This window comes from Acinetobacter sp. Li1LvA2 (assembly GCF_056156705.1).
This window is the reverse complement of sequence record NZ_JBSICF010000009.1, coordinates 40,473-56,138: the sequence shown is the minus strand read 5'-3', so window position 1 is coordinate 56,138 and position 15,666 is coordinate 40,473. Positions and strand designations below refer to the sequence as shown.

Below are 15,666 nucleotides of genomic sequence, written 5' to 3'. Positions count from 1 at the left end.
TTTACCCTTTCTTTTTAAAAAGTGTAAAGTAGCAATCTATATGCCAATTTCAAGTTTAGCTTTGTTATTAAGATTCAGTACTTTAAATTTTTCTTTTAACCAAACAATAAAAAACCCGACTTTACGTCGGGTTTTAATAAGTTAAAAAATACGTTTATCATCACGTGTGCGTTGAGGGATTTTTTCAATCTGTTCCCACATCGCTTTAGCAATATCAATATAACTATCAGCTGCATCATCCATTGCTACAACGCTAGGTTTACCCTGATCAGCATGCTCACGAATCTGAGCATTTAGAGGCAAGCGACCTAATAATGGAATATGGTATTGCTCAGAGAGCTTGTCACCGCCACCAATACCAAAAATTTGCTCTTCATGCCCACAGTTAGAGCAAATATGAGTCGACATGTTCTCAACGACCCCTAATACTGGAATTCCAACTTTATTAAATAGCTCGATTCCTTTAGTTGCATCTAATAATGCAACATTTTGTGGTGTAGTCACAATGATTGAACCAGTAACTGGAATACGCTGTGCAAGCGTGAGTTGAATATCACCAGTGCCTGGTGGCATATCAATCATCAATACATCTAAATCAGGCCAAAGCGTTTGATTAAACAATTGCATTAAAGCACCCGTTGCCTTTGGTCCACGCCACGCGACAGGTGTGTTGTTATCACCAGTTAAATGTCCAATCGATAACACAGCCATTCCATAGGCATCTAAAGGCACGAAATTTTCACTTTCTATAAGAGGTGTTTTGCCTGCATTACCTAGCATTGTCGGAATACTTGGGCCATAGATATCAGCGTCCAAAACCCCAACCTTAAGTCCCATTTTTTGCAAGGCAAGTGCTAAATTGACCGTAGTTGTCGATTTACCAACACCGCCCTTACCAGATGAAACTAAAATAACATGCTTAATGCGTGGATGAAGCGGAACATCTCTTTGTTGGGGAGCAGCTTTTTGAATAGGGGGATTATTCGGATCTGGTTCTGATTTAGGTGAAGCATCAAGCACAGGAGGTAAGTTTGAACTTTCTTGTGTAGGGCGCTTCTGTTGCACTACATGTAGGTTTAATTCTTCAATACCACACTTTTCTAAAGCCATTGCTAAATCATCATGAATTTGCTGCAAGTGCTCTTTTTCATCAGGAAAGGTATTAATAGTAAGTTGTAATACACGCCCCTGAACTTGGAGCTGACTAATGCGATCTTTTAAAGCATCTTTTGAATGGGGTAGTAAATAATTTTGGAGTACGGTTTGGATTTCATCTTCTTTCACTTCTTGTGCGGGTGAAAAAACAGACTTTAGAGAAGAAAGCCAAGACATATTGTTTACTCCAAAAACAGATCATTACAGCTTAATGGAGATAGTGTAACAGTATTGGTCCGCACTCGCTCACCTTGGGATGAATAATTACTCACTTACAATCTCATCTTTTAGGTAAGGAGTGCAGATTTTAGTTTAGATCAGCTTATTCAGCAGAATCATGGTTTTTCAATTTATTTAACTTATCAGTTGCTGTTTTCTTTAACTCGTCAAATTTTGCTGTTGCTTGAGTTTTTAACTCATCAAATTTTGTTGCAGCCTCATCTTTTAGCTCTGCTGCCTTAGCTTTGGCATCATCAAGTTTATGACTTGCCTCAGTACGTAAATGATCGAACTTATCTTGCAGAGTATGCTGAGCATCTTCAAGTTTGCCTTTCAAATCACTTGCTTTATCTTCAACCGCCTCTTTACCAGCAGCTTGCTTCTCTTTTACATTTTCCTTTAAATCATCCAAAGCTTTTTCGCCTTGAGCTTTTGCATCTGCCGCTTTTGCTTTTAATTTGTCTACTGTATCTTCAACTGCTTCTTTACCAGCAGCTTGTTTCTCTTTTACATTTTCCTTTAAATCATCCAAAGCTTTTTCACCTTGAACTTTTGCATCTGCCGCTTTTGCCTTTAAATCATCTAATTTATTTTCAGTAGTCATCGTTGTTATCCTCTAGTTAATTAAAAAATTACCTGAATAAGTTATTAGTTATACATCGTTATGGCTTGTTTTCTGACCGTAACTGCAATTTGAAACAAAGACAATACAGGAAGATTCAAATATTTTTCGATTTGTTTATCTGTTCTAAAGAGAAATAACTGCGCAATTAAAAAACCGATTTTTACGAATACTCATTGTTGCCCAACAAAGATATTATTCCGCCACTCAAGCACAGCTCTCGCCTTACGCTTGGGGGAAAGATTATTAACCTTTGCTTATCCCACCACTCCAGCTTAGCTCTCGTCTTGCAGTCGGACAAAGCGTTGCTTTGTTTTTCCTCCTTCATCAGTTAAAATCTTCCACCTTATAAATACGAATGAGAGAATGAAATCCGTGCGTAAAATTTTAGTCACTAATGCCCTTCCTTACGCTAATGGTCCAATTCATATGGGTCATTTACTCGGTTACATCCAGGCAGATATCTGGGTTCGTGCCATGCGGGCAATGGGTCATGATGTGACTTATGTATGTGCGGATGATGCTCATGGTACTGCCATCATGCTACGTGCTGAGGCAAACGGTATTAGCCCTGAGGAGCAAATTGCGAACGTTCAGAAAGAACATATTCGTGATTTTGATGGCTTCGGTGTACATTTCGATCACTATGATTCAACGCATAGCGATGCCAATAAAGCACGTTCAACAGATATCTATATTAAAAACCGTGAAGCTGGAAATATTGCAGTTCGCCCTGTAACTCAATTATTTGATCCAGAAAAAGGCATGTTTTTATCTGACCGCTTCATTAAGGGTACATGCCCAAAATGTAAATCAGAAGATCAATACGGCGACTCATGTGAAGTTTGCGGTACAACTTATAATGCGACCGAGTTACTTAACCCTCGTTCGACTTTAAGTGGTGCAACACCAGTTGAAAAATCATCAGATCACTACTTCTTCAAACTACCGAACTTTGCTGAGTATTTACAGAAATGGACCCGTGATGAAGGTCGCTTACCTGTCTCGATTGCAAACAAACTCGATGAATGGTTTGAAGCAGGTTTAACCGATTGGGATATTTCTCGTGATGCGCCTTATTTTGGTTTTGAAATTCCAGATGCGCCAAATAAATATTTCTATGTTTGGGTAGATGCGCCAATTGGTTATATGTCTAGTTTTGAAAATTACATTAAAACTAAACGCCCAGATTTAAACTTTGATGATTTCTGGAAAAAAGACAGTCAAAACGATGTTTACCATTTCATTGGTAAAGACATTGTTTATTTCCATGCATTGTTCTGGCCTGCAATGTTAGATGGTGCAAACTATCGCACTCCGACAGGCTTATTTGTAAATGGTTTCTTGACGGTGAACGGACAAAAAATGTCTAAGTCTCGCGGTACATTTATTAAAGCAGAGACTTATTTACAGCATTTGAATCCAGAATATTTACGTTACTACTTTGCTTCTAAACTTTCAGATAAGGTTGAAGACTCTGATTTAAATCTTGATGATTTTATTCAAAAAGTAAATTCTGACTTAGTCGGTAAAGTAGTCAACATTGCTAGCCGTTGCGCTAAATTTATCAACAGTAGCTTTAACAATACTTTATCTGCTGAATGTGCAGAACATGAATTGGTACAAAGCTTTATTGATGCAGGCGATTCAATCGCTAGTGCATATGAAGCACGTGAATTCTCACTAGCTATTCGTGAAATCATGGCGCTTGCTGATCGTGCAAACCAATATATTGACGAGAAAAAACCGTGGGCACTTGCTAAACAAGAAGGTCAAGAACAACAAGTTCTTGAAGTGTGCTCAGTTGGTATCAACTTATTCCGTCAATTAGCGGTGTACTTAGCTCCAGTTCTTCCAACTTTGGCTGAACAAGTTCAAAGTTTCTTAAAACTTGAGAGCTTCAATTTCGAGTCACGTAAACAAATTCTTGTAAACCATGAGATTGCACAGTTCCAACCGCTTATGCAACGTGTTGATCCAAAAGCTGTTGCTGCAATGGTGGATGCATCTAAAGAGTCTTTAGGTACTCCTGCTCCACAAGCAACTAAAGCAGCGGCGAAAAAGGACAAAGCTGCCGAGAAAAAAGCTGCCCCTGCTCCAGCAGTGGGTGAAGCTGAAATTATCGGTATCGAGGACTTCTTAAAAGTTGACTTGCGTGTTGCTCAGGTCGTGGAAGCAGGTACAGTTGAAGGTTCAGATAAATTACTTCAACTGACGTTAGACGTTGGTGAAGCTGAACCACGCAATGTATTCAGTGGCATTCGTAGCCAATACGCGCCAGAAGATTTAAAAGGTAAATTGGTTGTCATGGTTGCTAACCTTGCACCACGTAAAATGCGTTTTGGCATTTCAAATGGAATGGTACTTGCTGCTGGAAATGGTGAAGGTATTTTCATTATTTCTCCAGATAACGGTGCAAAACCAGGCGATAAAGTTTCTTAATCAGCCTTAATAAAAAAGCTTCCTAAATTGGAAGCTTTTTTATTTTAGAAATATCAAAACTGAGTGAATTAAAATATTAAATAAATTTAGAAAGCGAGTACTTTCAAATTATGACCACGGCCACCCTTCACAAGGGTTATTAAATAAAACATGTATGTTTCCTAACTCCTCATTTGTTAAATAACCGTTCTTATTTTCATCTAGATAATGAAATAGCTCTGTTTGCTTATTTTCGCCTTGAAAACGTTTATCACTGGGCCAGTTGTAAGGATAGAAATCTTCAACACGTTGAAATTCTTTTAGGCTATACATGCCATCATGATTTAAATCATATTTTTCCTGAAAAAGCTTCCAATCTAAAGAAGCAGGCTCACATGCATTTACCATATTCAAAATACAGTAAGTTGCACATCCAGCAAGTAACTTAATAGTTAGCTTGCTCATGATTATTCACTTGTATATCGGAAATTTTATAATCTTTTTCATGAACCGGAGTACCCACAATACTCATGGTCCGCTCACTTGCTGGCTGTTGCTTGCTCATTGTTCTCATCTCACATCCTGTAGTTAAGATGAGAAAAACTACATAAATGCTCACCATTAGTTTTTTCATAACGTGATCCTCATTTCTTTTTGTTTTATTTATTAAGTTACCACTTTTAAAGTGTTTAAGTGCTAAAAAAGATATTTCAATTTGTATATATTTTACGCAAAAATAAAGCCAGACTATAAATAGCTGGCTTTGGATTTTTTAGATATTTTAATTAAAGACTTATCATTTGAAGAAAATTAACTTTAAGCCTAATACACTCACAATACTTCCAGCTACTCGGTCAACACCAGTTTTTGCTTTTAAGTACATTGTTCTAGGCTTCTCTGAAGAGAGCAGCATTGCCACACATGAGTACCAACCAGCATCAATCAAAAAACAAATCACTGGTAATGCGACGTAGTAATAATTTGGGATTTCTTTTGGTAACAAAGCAGTAAATACACTCGCTAGCACGACTGCAATTTTCGGATTACTTAACTGCGTAATAAGACCATAACGATATGCCTGTTTATAGGTCATTTTTGATTTGCCATCATTTTCCATGGCAATTGGTTCTTTAGCATGTTTAATAATTTTAAAAGCCAGCCAAAGCAAATACAGCCCACCACCAATTTTTAAAATCAAATAAGCAGAAGGCACTGCCAATAAAACGGCTTGTAACCCCATAACAGCTAACAGGCCAAACAGAGCTGCGCCTGTCCCCGTCCCTAATGCTGTAAACAACCCATGTTTACGTGATTTAGAAATTGAATTTTGTGCCACATAAATAAAGCTTGGCCCAGGACTTATTGCTCCAAGCATCAATGCCATGGCAATTGAAAAAAGAGGAATAAGGGACTCAAACATTGTATTGACCTAGCATCACGCAATTGCGCGGTATTCTAACAGCTTTTTATGACGCATATAAAAATGCAGAAGATATAAATGCTGAAAATTGAATTTTCATGTTTTTACAATTTATATCTTCACAACGGACAAAAATGTCCGTTAAATATATAACCTTTGAAACTCCCCAATCGATGACATGAGTAAACGTCAAAAAATTGCTGCCCATAATCGGGATGAATTACTCAATGCAGCCGAAGAATGTTTTCGTATTCATGGTATTAATGTTCCCTTACAAGTTGTAATTGACCACGCTGGTGTCGGCAGAGCAACTTTTTACCGCAACTTTTGTGATCGCAAGGCTTTAATTAGCGCACTTTTAGAGCGTGCGATTACACAGCTAGAGCAAAAAGCAGCTCATTTTCAACAATTCGAGGACGGTTTATTTCGTTTAATTGAAGGACACATTGGGCAACTTCCCAAGCTCGCAATTTTGCAAGATTTTTGGAGAGTAATTGATCGACAAGACCCAATTATGTTAAAAATTTATGAACGGCGGAATAATGCACTTAACCCACTGATTGAAAATGCGATAGAACAAAAATTATGCCGAGCTGATTTCACTGCTGATGACTATGCAATGGTCACTGCTATGTTGAGTTCTTCATTTCAAGGACATGAACCAGAAGAACAGACTCGCTTAGCAAAACGAGCAATTGAATTACTATTTCATGGTATTCAAATACAAAAAATTCGAGGGATAGAATGAGTAAAACGCCTCGTTATTTAGAAACACCACCCGACTGGACACCAGAAGAGCAACCGACTCTACCTGGCTCACCGGCAGCTATTGCGCATTCTATACCTAAGCGGTTTATTTACTTCTTTATCGGTTTATTTGTCGCGCTTTCCGCAAGCTTAAGTAATGGTTTTATTACGGCAAACTTACCCTTAATCCAAGGTGAATATGGACTAACACCTTCCGAAGCTGCTTGGCTGCCTGCGGCATATGTCATGGCAAATGTCAGCTCAAACCTGATTTTATTTAAAGCCAGACAACAATATGGTCTGAGAGTATTTTCAGAAATAGGGCTCGTTATTTTTATTGCCGTACTGGTTTTACATATTTTTGTACACACATATGAAATGGCACTATTCGCACGGGTTGTAGCAGGTTTGGCTGGTGCACCACTCAGCTCATTAGGTATGTATTACACCATGCAAGCTTTTAAAAAAGCAGACATGGCGAAAGGAATATATATCGCATTTGGCTTTCAGCAACTTGGCGTACCGTTAGCTTGGATTATTTCTCCGTTTCTTGTCAGTACAGACAGTTGGTCTGTTCTTTACACCTTTGAGCTTGGTTTAGCACTTTGTTGTTTAGCGATGGTTGTTTCATTGAAATTACCACGTAGCTTAAGAATCTATGTTTTTGAGAAGCAAGATTTCTTTACCTTTGCCTTATTGGCTCCTGGCTTTGCCTGCTTGTGTATTGTGCTCACGCAAGGCCCAATTTTATGGTGGTTTAATAGTGAATGGCTTGCTTACGTCTTGATTGCAGGTTTTAGCTTAGTCGTTTTAGGTTTACTCTACGAACACTATCGTGCCAATCCCTTAATTATGACACGCTGGTTAGGTACTGCTTCGACCTTACGTTTCATTTTTGGTGCTTTTGCTATCCGACTTTTAATGTCTGAACAAAGCTACGCTGCTGTTAACTTCTTAAAAACAATGGGAATGGGTCCTGACCAATTTGTGCCACTTTATGTTGTCATATTGGTGGGAATTTTAAGCGGAACACTTTTTAGTGCACTTACTTTTTCACGCGAACGAATTATCTTCCACTTACTTTTTGCAGAGTTCCTTATTCTGGTTGCCTGTGGACTAGATTATCACCTAACTAGTGACGTCCGACCTGTGAACTTCTTTGCAAGTCAATTCTTAGTAGGTTTCGCAGGTGGTTTATTTATTGGACCGCTACTGCTTATTGGCTTTGCCCAAACTTTGGCTAAAGGCCCATCTTACGTAGTGACCTTTATCGTATTATTTTCTGCTACCCAAACTTTCGGTGGTCTTGTTGGGTCTTCTTTCTTCTCGACCTATCAACAACATCGTACGCAAAACTATCAGGCAGAGATTATTAAAGATTTAGAACAAGCAGACCCTCTAGTCGCTCAAAGGCTCTCGACCTATCAACGCAGTGCATCAATCACGACTACTGACCCAGCATTACAAACCGCTCAATCTATGCGTTCACTTAATCAAGTGGTCACTCGTGAAGCACAAGTTCGTGCCTACAATGATGTTATTGCTTTAAACGGTATTTTTGCCATCGCCCTACTCTTATGGGGTGGATTTAATATTGCACGTAGTAAATATCTACAACGTAGAGGAATTAGCCGTCCTTAATGGCTTTCGTATTTGATGAAATAGAAATTGAGATTGATATATGTCAGATGATCAAAACAAACCGGAACCAACACCAGCTCAGGCACCCGCCAACGAGCCAACACCTCCACCTGCACCTACAAGTAAACTGATTCCGACAAAACGCTCAACACTGTTATGGATGTTAGGTGTTCTTATTGTCGGTATTTTAGTGATTTTATGGGCATGGAGAATCGGGCCATTTGCAACGAGTGTTCAGCAAACTGACAATAGTTATGTCAAAGGTAAAACCACGATTTTATCGTCACAAATTAATGGTTACGTTAAAGATGTAGTCGTTAAAGACTTTGATCATGTCAAAAAAGGTCAAGTACTCATGCATATTGATGCAACGACTTACGACCAAAAAGTAACACAAGCAGCATCAGGTGTTGAGCAAGCTAAAAATACCTTAGCCAATCAAACGCAATCCATTGCCCAGAAACAAGCTGACATTGTGGCGGCACAAGCCAAAGTGGATCAAGCCAAAGCTCAATATGAACTTTCTTTAGCCCAGCTTAGACGCTATCAACAGCTAGGAAACAGTGGCGCAGCTTCTAAATCTGAGCAAGATAAAGCCGCAGCAGATGCTGAAAATAATCTTGCAGCACTTAAGCAAGCAGAAGCTAATGTATTAGTTGCAAATGAAGCACTTAAAACAGCACAAGTTGCAAAAACTGGTTTAGAAGCACAAGTTTCAAGTGCTAAAGCACAGTTAGACCAAGCACAAACCACCAAAGACTATAGCGTTATTGTTGCTCCGATGGATGGCCAACTTAGTGAAGTTAATCCTCGTGTTGGGCAATATGTAGCAGCAGGCTCACAGTTACTCTACCTCATTCCACAGCAAACTTGGGTGATTGCCAATTTCAAAGAAACCCAAATTGCCAATATGCGAATTGGTCAGAAGGCATGGTTTACAGTCGATGCGATGAAACACAAAAAATTTACAGGACATGTTGAGCAGATCTCGCCTGCTGCTGGCTCCGAGTTCAGTGTGTTAAAACCTGACAATGCGACAGGTAACTTTACTAAAGTTGTGCAACGAATTGCCGTACGCATTACTATTGATCCAAATCAAGAAGGAATGGAGCATTTACGCCCAGGCATGTCAGTGGTTACTTCTGTCGATACAAATTCTTAAACAGCTTTTTAAAGTTCTATTTAAAAAGTTACAATGTGATCAATCATTATTTTCTCAATTTCTAATGTTTGATCACATTGCTCAATCAGTTCCCTATCAACATATTCAACTCCCCTATCCCCTGCATCTCGACATTAAGCGGTTAGATTTAATTCACCCTCAAATTTCGGGTAATAAGTTTTTCAAATTAAAATACAATTTGCTTGCCGCAAAACAACAAGCGTTATCAGGCGTTTTGACTTTTGGTGGGGCTTATTCAAATCATATTGCCGCAACTGCGTATGCAGCTCATCTTTTTGGCTTTAAAAGTATAGGCATTATTCGTGGTGAGGAATTAGCAACCCGGCCTCTAAACCCAACCTTAGCAAAAGCTCAAAGTTTAGGAATGCATTTACATTTTGTCTCACGCACTGAATATCGCTTGAGGGATGACGCAACCTACCTTCAACAATTACATAATCAATTTCCTGAAACTTTCATTATTCCTGAAGGTGGTTCTAATGAGCTAGCAGTACAAGGATGTCAGGAAATTCTCAGTCAAAGCGATTTACAAAACTATGATGTAATTTGCTGTGCGGTTGGAACTGGAGGCACAATTTCAGGGCTCATTGAACGAAGTGCACCGCATCAAAAGATTCTAGGATTTTCAGCATTAAAAGGCGACTTTCTACAACAAGACATTCAGCAGTGGACTAATAAACAGAATTGGTCGTTAACAGATGCTTATTGCTGCGGTGGTTATGCAAAAACTTCATCTGATTTACTGACATTTATAGAAAATTTCGAAGAACAATATGCTGTACCCCTTGAACCGATCTATACGGGAAAAATGATGTTCGGTCTGTTTGACCTTATCAAGAACAATTACTTCCCTGCAGGAACTCGTATTCTGGCAATTCATTCTGGTGGTTTACAAGCAGATATAAGAAATAAACCAAGCTACTGACTCACAAATATTTAGGGAGCCTTATTCACCAGAGCTGTAAATGTCTTTAGCATGACTAAGGCTCGGCATGATAGTATATGCCCCTTTTTAATTTTCAAGATTAATCGAGAATCTCTTATGTCTAACAGTCATGTCGATGTCATTGTCTTAGGTGCAGGTGCTTCTGGACTCATGTTGGCTGCACATGCTGCTAAACGTGGACGCTCGGTTTTAATTTTAGAAAAAGCCAATAAAATTGGTAAAAAGATTTTAATGTCAGGTGGCGGTAAGTGTAACTTTACCAATCTGTATGTCGAACCTGACAACTATATTTCTCATAATCCGCACTTCGTTATTTCTGCCCTGTCACGCTATAGCAACTGGGACTTTATCGGTTTAGTATGTGACTACAAAATTGCCTATGAAGAACGTAAACACGGACAATTATTTACGCTAAACGGCGCTAAAGAAATTTTAGAAATGCTTGTGAGTGAGTGTAATAAAACCAAAAATGTGGATATTCAAACCCATTGCGAAGTTGGCCAAATTACACCCTTAGAAAAAGGTGGGTTTTCACTAAACACCAATCAAGGACATTACACTTGTGATTCTTTAGTTATTGCCACTGGTGGCTTATCCATTCCAACTTTGGGTGGTTCTGGATTTGGCTATGAACTAGCACAAAAATTTGGCCATCAAGTTTTTCCAACCCGTGCAGGTTTAGTTCCATTTACTTTTTCAGATCATATTAAAGAAGTGACCACACGCTTAAGTGGTAATGCTTTGGATGTGACGTTAAGCAACTCAAAAAATAGCTTTACTGAAGCATTATTATTTACCCATCGTGGCTTAAGTGGACCAAGTTCTTTACAGCTTTCAAACTATTGGAACTCAGGCGAAAGTTTTAAAATTGACTTTTTCCCAAGCCAAGATTTAGCGACCTATTTAAAAGATAAAAAGAAAGCACAGCCTAAAGTCTTATTACGTACCCTTCTTAATGAGTTTACTGCCAAAAGTATTATCCAAGAGTTACAACAACTCATATGGCCAGAACAGAGCGAAATAGCGATTGGCAATATCAGTGATGCACAGCTAGATCATATTGCCGAGCAGTTACATGGCTTTGCAGTTAAACCATCTGGCACAGAAGGATATCGTACCGCTGAAGTTACTTTAGGTGGAATAGATACAACAGAAGTATCTTCTAAGACCATGGAAAGTAAAAAGCAGAAAGGACTGTTTTTTGTTGGAGAAGTGCTTGATGTCACTGGCCATTTAGGGGGCTACAACTTCCAGTGGGCTTGGTCTTCTGCCTATGCTGCTGCCCAATATGTATAAGCTAATTTGAGTTTTTCGAACCACTTGATGCGTTCGATGAATCTTGTGGCTGAGAAGTAGTCTGTTTTGAGCTTTCCGACTTACTAAATACAAATTTATAAGCACTTGCTAAAAAACCTACCGTAATTCCGGCAATGACAATCGGTGCTAAAAAACGACCTGGTTTCTTCATCGTATTTTCCTCACTTATTTGTTTTTATAACGGTCAAAAAAGAACGACCACTCAATATAGAGTGGTCGAACTTATCACAAAAATCAAAGATTTTTTGTACTGTTTATCTGAAATTTAATTTAATTCCCTTAAATTTCATCATTTTCGCCTGTAGAACCAAACGGTTTATTCACTGGCGGTTGTGCTGGATTCACCTGTACAGAATCTGCTGGTTTTGCATCAGATGGAGCTGTTGATGGTGGCGTTGTTGGTGTAGATGGAGTTGGTGACATAGTTGTAGCTGGAGCTGAACTACTCGTACTAGAAGGTGGTTGATAAAGAGGATTCGGTTGATTGGCTTCTTTTTTCGCTTTATCAAGTAAATCAGTTAAAAGTCGTTCTGCTGGTTGACGACCACCTAAACCGAATGCAAGAGCGAAAGCCACGGCAACCGCGCCTAGAGTCAAACCAAATGCAAGGTTAACAATTGAATCTGCAATACCCATCGCTCTTAAACCAAGCGCAAGTACCAGACCAATAATTAAAACACGAACTAAACTAGCTAACCAACGCGAACTATTATATTCACCACGTTGCACCACATTCGCTACAATATTCGCTAGCCAGAAACCAATTACTAAAATTACAGCACCCAATAGAATGTTTGCACCGAAATGGATAAACATTGCAATGAGACCACTGATTTGATCGAAACCAAGACGGTCCGCTGCTTCAGATACTGCAAACAGCATAGTAAAGAATACAATTAGCCAGCCAACTGCATTAGAAACTTTAGTTTGACCTAAAAAGCGTTGTACATCTAATTTTGCAGGAATTTCATCAACACCTGTTCCTGCAATGAGTTCAGCTACTAAGCGGCCAACAAAACGAGAAACAATATAAGCAACCAGTAAAATTAAACCAGCCGCAATAATGTTTGGAATTGCTTGCAAGATTTCATTTAGCATTGCTGTCGCAGGTTGAGAAATTGTCTCAATACCTAACGCTTCGAACGCTACAATTAATGTAGTAATAATGATGATGGCAAAAACAAATGAACCTAAGAATTTGCCTACATTAGAGCTTTTGAAAAGACCAATTTTTTCAGCTTGAGCCTGAACACCTAAGCTATTTACTAGACCTTCAACAATACCGCGTACAATTTTTGCCAAGATATAACCAACAAAAACGATAACGCCAGCAATAAAGATATTTGGTAAGAAAGCTACGGCATCATTTACCATATTTTGAACTGGAATGAGTAAGCCTGTAAGTCCTAATATTGACAGAACAATCGGAAGGAAAAGTAACAATACAAGCCAGTAAAGAATTTCACCAATGTTCTGGCTAATTCCACCTACACCCACTTCACTGCTTAACTTATCATCGAGTTGGGTTCTGGATAAAACATTGGTAATGCCTGCCCGCACCAGTCGAGCAACGATCCAACCAATAAAACCCACCACCACAGCAGCAATAATATTTGGAATGTAGACCAGTACCTGATTCACCATATTGCTGAATGGGCCACTCACTCCACTAATGTTGAGCACATTTAGAGCCGCTACAACAGCTAAAATCAGAATAAACCAGAATACAACCTTGGAGATCAGACCTTCAATATTTGGCGCTCGGCCAGTAGCAGAAGATAGTTTGGCATTGGTATTTACTTTTTGTAGAAGCTTTTTCACACCGGCTGCTACTAATAAAGCAATTATCCAACCAACCAATAAGATCACTACTGCAGCCAGGATAGGATGAAACTGATCCCAGTAATACATCGCATCAAATTGAGCGCCGCGAGGCCCATCAAAAAATTCATTCATATTGTTATGTCCTCAATTGTTATGTTCTTTTCAGTGTTATCTCTAGGAAACACCATTCGTTGTAAAAAATGACGATGAATGCGGTCTATCTCACATTATGTTTTGAATATTTTCTAATCAACACACTTCTGCACAAATACAACAAATTGATGCAAAAGGTTGCAAAAAAGCCTTCAGGTTTACACCTAAAGGCTTGATATCAAGTTAAACTGATTCGCTTATTACCCCTCATAGGTCTTTAAATTCAAATCAGAACTACCTTTAATTACATGTGGCGTAGTCTCATTTTGAAAAGCTCCTTCTTCTTTAGGAGTCTGGCTGTGGTCAGCAACCATATAAACAATAAGCGCAATAAGAAAAAGCCCAACAATAATTAAAATGTAAACTGGCAATCTTCTTTTTTTCGCAGTTTCTTCAGGACTCGTCACATGAGGTGGTTTTGAAAAGTCATGCATCTTCTTTCCCCTCTTCTATTATCATTAACTTTATATTCATCATAGCAATTCGCTTTGTTGCATTGTGTGAAAAAGCATTACTCTAAGGTGTCTGTAGTTGCAAAACTCTACTTTTAAAATAATAAAAACAGTATAAAATTTGCACACCTTAATTTAGAAAATTAAAAATAATTTCTCGTTATTCACAAACTTCGCCTATCACCCATTTGTAATACAATATGTTTTAGCGCTTACTTTTTATAAAATAGGCTATAATAAGCCCCCTTGTTTTAAAGCTGCTCTATTTTATGATGTATCGTCAGCAAAACGTAACTCTTGATCTCGACACTGACGTCACACATCAATGTTATATACACCAGACGAGAGATGAACATCTCATTGGTATTATTGAATTTAATAAACCAAGTTATGAACTCAAATGGGGTGATCTGGAGTATTTTCGTCGTCGTACGGAAGAGTTTTCAGTGATGCCATTTCCTGACTGTATTAACGCCATGATTGTTGATATTCGTAATATCAATATTTTTCTGGACAATGAAGTTCCAATTTTACCTTGGCGTTTACTTGAAGAAGACTGCCCTGTTCGCTTAGTTGTTCCTCAAGATCGTTTAGAACATTATGCAGGCCTTTTTGAACCGACTTGGCTTTCAAGCGATGTAGACAGTGCAATTGCAGAAATTCGTGAATTTATGGATATGTTTGTCCATTAATAAACATATCCATAAAAATAATTTTAAAGTTCTTTTAATTGTTGTTTGTTACCAGTAATTTTCTACTGCAATATTTCCCTCACCTCGACGATTCATCGTCAAACCACGGCGCTTTAAAGCATTTTTCGTGTCATCTACCATTTCTGGGTTTCCACAAAGCATGACATGGCTTGTTGCAGGGCTCAGTTCTATACCAGCAACTTTTTCTAATTCACCGTTCTCAATCAAAACTGGTAAACGATCATGTAACTGTGCTGATGGGTCACGAGTGATAATTGAAATAAATTTAAAACCGATGTGCCCTTCCCCAAAAGTTTCAGCAATTTCTTGAATACGGTCGACATAAGCTAATTCAGCTGCGGTACGGACACTGTAGACCAGATTAATCTTTTGATATTTAGACCATGTATCGAAATCTTGTAGCATCGACAAAAACGGCGCTAAACCCGTACCCGTTGCCAATAACCATAAATCGTGCGGTAAAGGTTGTTGATAGCGAGCTAGAGTAAGATAACCATAAGGGATTTTTTCTAAGTAAAGCTCATCACCCACCTTCAAATGTTGAAGATTAGAGGTAAATGCACCGTCAGGCACTACAATCGAGAAAAATTCTAGCGTTTCATCAAATGGAGACGACACCACTGAATAGGCACGAACAACCAGTTCATCTCCAACTTTCAGTCCAATACGCGCAAATTGACCAGCCGTAAATTTAAAATGTGCAGGGCGAGTCATGGTGAAACTAAAAAGAGTTGGCGTCCAGCGGTGTACAGATAAAACTTTTTCTACGCTAAATTTTTCAATTGACATGATTTCAACGTGGCATGAAATAGTGCGCTCATGTTAGCATGACAGCCGAAATAATGAATACTTT

The 15,666-nt window shown here is 38.6% G+C and carries 16 protein-coding genes; 7 read left to right on the top strand and 9 right to left on the bottom strand.

The window, feature by feature from the left end:
• Positions 1-141: 141 nt before the first annotated feature.
• Positions 142-1,332: an iron-sulfur cluster carrier protein ApbC gene (gene apbC, locus ACS604_RS16175; protein WP_004794276.1), complete on the bottom strand. Its 1,191-nt coding sequence runs from the start codon at positions 1,330-1,332 to the stop codon at positions 142-144.
• Between the two features lie 145 nt (positions 1,333-1,477).
• The gene (locus tag ACS604_RS16170) at positions 1,478-1,978 is read right to left on the bottom strand and encodes a hypothetical protein (protein WP_013198830.1); all 501 of its coding nucleotides are present in this window, start codon (positions 1,976-1,978) and stop codon (positions 1,478-1,480) included.
• A gap of 393 nt (positions 1,979-2,371) precedes the next feature.
• Between ACS604_RS16170 and metG the strand changes: the two genes are divergently transcribed.
• Positions 2,372-4,438: a methionine--tRNA ligase gene (gene metG / locus ACS604_RS16165; protein ID WP_174741599.1), complete on the top strand. Its 2,067-nt coding sequence runs from the start codon at positions 2,372-2,374 to the stop codon at positions 4,436-4,438.
• A 108-nt stretch (positions 4,439-4,546) separates the two neighbouring features.
• On the opposite strand, the gene ACS604_RS16160 is transcribed toward metG, so the two are convergent.
• The 3 genes from ACS604_RS16160 to ACS604_RS16150 form a co-directional block, all read right to left on the bottom strand.
• Positions 4,547-4,882, bottom strand: coding sequence for an EF-hand domain-containing protein (locus ACS604_RS16160; RefSeq protein WP_004794282.1), 336 nt, complete (start codon positions 4,880-4,882; stop codon positions 4,547-4,549).
• Positions 4,863-5,051: an NF038215 family lipoprotein gene (locus tag ACS604_RS16155; RefSeq protein ID WP_217487255.1), complete on the bottom strand. Its 189-nt coding sequence runs from the start codon at positions 5,049-5,051 to the stop codon at positions 4,863-4,865. The genes ACS604_RS16160 and ACS604_RS16155 overlap by 20 nt, the downstream gene beginning before the upstream one ends.
• Before the next feature lie 162 nt (positions 5,052-5,213).
• Positions 5,214-5,837 (bottom strand): LysE family translocator, encoded by a 624-nt coding sequence (locus ACS604_RS16150; protein WP_474772248.1) that lies wholly within the window; start codon positions 5,835-5,837, stop codon positions 5,214-5,216.
• Positions 5,838-6,015: 178 nt separating this feature from the next.
• On the opposite strand from ACS604_RS16150, the gene ACS604_RS16145 reads away from it, so the two are divergent.
• From ACS604_RS16145 to ACS604_RS16125, 5 genes are all read left to right on the top strand, one after another.
• Positions 6,016-6,585 (top strand): TetR/AcrR family transcriptional regulator, encoded by a 570-nt coding sequence (locus ACS604_RS16145; protein WP_474772247.1) that lies wholly within the window; start codon positions 6,016-6,018, stop codon positions 6,583-6,585.
• Complete coding sequence (locus tag ACS604_RS16140) at positions 6,582-8,225, top strand: MFS transporter (RefSeq protein WP_474772246.1); 1,644 nt, start codon at positions 6,582-6,584, stop codon at positions 8,223-8,225. Before ACS604_RS16145 ends, ACS604_RS16140 begins: the two co-directional genes overlap by 4 nt.
• A gap of 40 nt (positions 8,226-8,265) precedes the next feature.
• On the top strand, positions 8,266-9,387 hold the full coding sequence (locus ACS604_RS16135) for an HlyD family secretion protein (RefSeq protein ID WP_474772245.1): 1,122 nt from the start codon (positions 8,266-8,268) through the stop codon (positions 9,385-9,387).
• A gap of 64 nt (positions 9,388-9,451) precedes the next feature.
• On the top strand, positions 9,452-10,333 hold the full coding sequence (locus ACS604_RS16130) for a 1-aminocyclopropane-1-carboxylate deaminase/D-cysteine desulfhydrase (RefSeq protein WP_474772244.1): 882 nt from the start codon (positions 9,452-9,454) through the stop codon (positions 10,331-10,333).
• Positions 10,334-10,450: 117 nt separating this feature from the next.
• A complete protein-coding gene (locus tag ACS604_RS16125; protein WP_111855911.1) occupies positions 10,451-11,650 on the top strand; it encodes a BaiN/RdsA family NAD(P)/FAD-dependent oxidoreductase in 1,200 nt (399 codons plus the stop codon).
• Position 11,651: 1 nt separating this feature from the next.
• On the opposite strand, the gene ACS604_RS16120 is transcribed toward ACS604_RS16125, so the two are convergent.
• The 3 genes from ACS604_RS16120 to ACS604_RS16110 form a co-directional block, all read right to left on the bottom strand.
• Positions 11,652-11,822, bottom strand: a complete 171-nt coding sequence (locus tag ACS604_RS16120) for a hypothetical protein (protein ID WP_238612669.1) — start codon at positions 11,820-11,822, stop codon at positions 11,652-11,654.
• 128 nt (positions 11,823-11,950) lie between these two features.
• Positions 11,951-13,627 (bottom strand): mechanosensitive ion channel, encoded by a 1,677-nt coding sequence (locus ACS604_RS16115; RefSeq protein ID WP_174758236.1) that lies wholly within the window; start codon positions 13,625-13,627, stop codon positions 11,951-11,953.
• A gap of 221 nt (positions 13,628-13,848) precedes the next feature.
• Positions 13,849-14,082, bottom strand: coding sequence for a hypothetical protein (locus ACS604_RS16110; protein ID WP_004794299.1), 234 nt, complete (start codon positions 14,080-14,082; stop codon positions 13,849-13,851).
• 290 nt (positions 14,083-14,372) lie between these two features.
• Between ACS604_RS16110 and ACS604_RS16105 the strand changes: the two genes are divergently transcribed.
• Positions 14,373-14,792 (top strand): hypothetical protein, encoded by a 420-nt coding sequence (locus ACS604_RS16105; protein ID WP_171065174.1) that lies wholly within the window; start codon positions 14,373-14,375, stop codon positions 14,790-14,792.
• A gap of 48 nt (positions 14,793-14,840) precedes the next feature.
• On the opposite strand, the gene ACS604_RS16100 is transcribed toward ACS604_RS16105, so the two are convergent.
• Positions 14,841-15,602 (bottom strand): ferredoxin--NADP reductase, encoded by a 762-nt coding sequence (locus ACS604_RS16100; protein WP_174758237.1) that lies wholly within the window; start codon positions 15,600-15,602, stop codon positions 14,841-14,843.
• Positions 15,603-15,666: the final 64 nt, after the last annotated feature.

Excerpts from the sequence above, each read along its gene's own strand:
- apbC (WP_004794276.1), bottom strand. The coding sequence starts at position 1,332 with ATGTCTTGGCTTTCTTCTCTAAAGTCTGTTTTTTCACCCGCACAAGAA.
- ACS604_RS16170 (WP_013198830.1), bottom strand. The coding sequence starts at position 1,978 with ATGACTACTGAAAATAAATTAGATGATTTAAAGGCAAAAGCGGCAGAT.
- ACS604_RS16160 (WP_004794282.1), bottom strand. The coding sequence starts at position 4,882 with ATGAGCAAGCTAACTATTAAGTTACTTGCTGGATGTGCAACTTACTGT.
- ACS604_RS16155 (WP_217487255.1), bottom strand. The coding sequence starts at position 5,051 with ATGAAAAAACTAATGGTGAGCATTTATGTAGTTTTTCTCATCTTAACT.
- ACS604_RS16150 (WP_474772248.1), bottom strand. The coding sequence starts at position 5,837 with ATGTTTGAGTCCCTTATTCCTCTTTTTTCAATTGCCATGGCATTGATG.
- ACS604_RS16145 (WP_474772247.1), top strand. The coding sequence starts at position 6,016 with ATGAGTAAACGTCAAAAAATTGCTGCCCATAATCGGGATGAATTACTC.
- ACS604_RS16140 (WP_474772246.1), top strand. The coding sequence starts at position 6,582 with ATGAGTAAAACGCCTCGTTATTTAGAAACACCACCCGACTGGACACCA.
- ACS604_RS16135 (WP_474772245.1), top strand. The coding sequence starts at position 8,266 with ATGTCAGATGATCAAAACAAACCGGAACCAACACCAGCTCAGGCACCC.
- ACS604_RS16130 (WP_474772244.1), top strand. The coding sequence starts at position 9,452 with ATGTTTGATCACATTGCTCAATCAGTTCCCTATCAACATATTCAACTC.
- ACS604_RS16125 (WP_111855911.1), top strand. The coding sequence starts at position 10,451 with ATGTCTAACAGTCATGTCGATGTCATTGTCTTAGGTGCAGGTGCTTCT.
- ACS604_RS16120 (WP_238612669.1), bottom strand. The coding sequence starts at position 11,822 with ATGAAGAAACCAGGTCGTTTTTTAGCACCGATTGTCATTGCCGGAATT.
- ACS604_RS16115 (WP_174758236.1), bottom strand. The coding sequence starts at position 13,627 with ATGAATGAATTTTTTGATGGGCCTCGCGGCGCTCAATTTGATGCGATG.
- ACS604_RS16110 (WP_004794299.1), bottom strand. The coding sequence starts at position 14,082 with ATGCATGACTTTTCAAAACCACCTCATGTGACGAGTCCTGAAGAAACT.
- ACS604_RS16105 (WP_171065174.1), top strand. The coding sequence starts at position 14,373 with ATGTATCGTCAGCAAAACGTAACTCTTGATCTCGACACTGACGTCACA.
- ACS604_RS16100 (WP_174758237.1), bottom strand. The coding sequence starts at position 15,602 with ATGTCAATTGAAAAATTTAGCGTAGAAAAAGTTTTATCTGTACACCGC.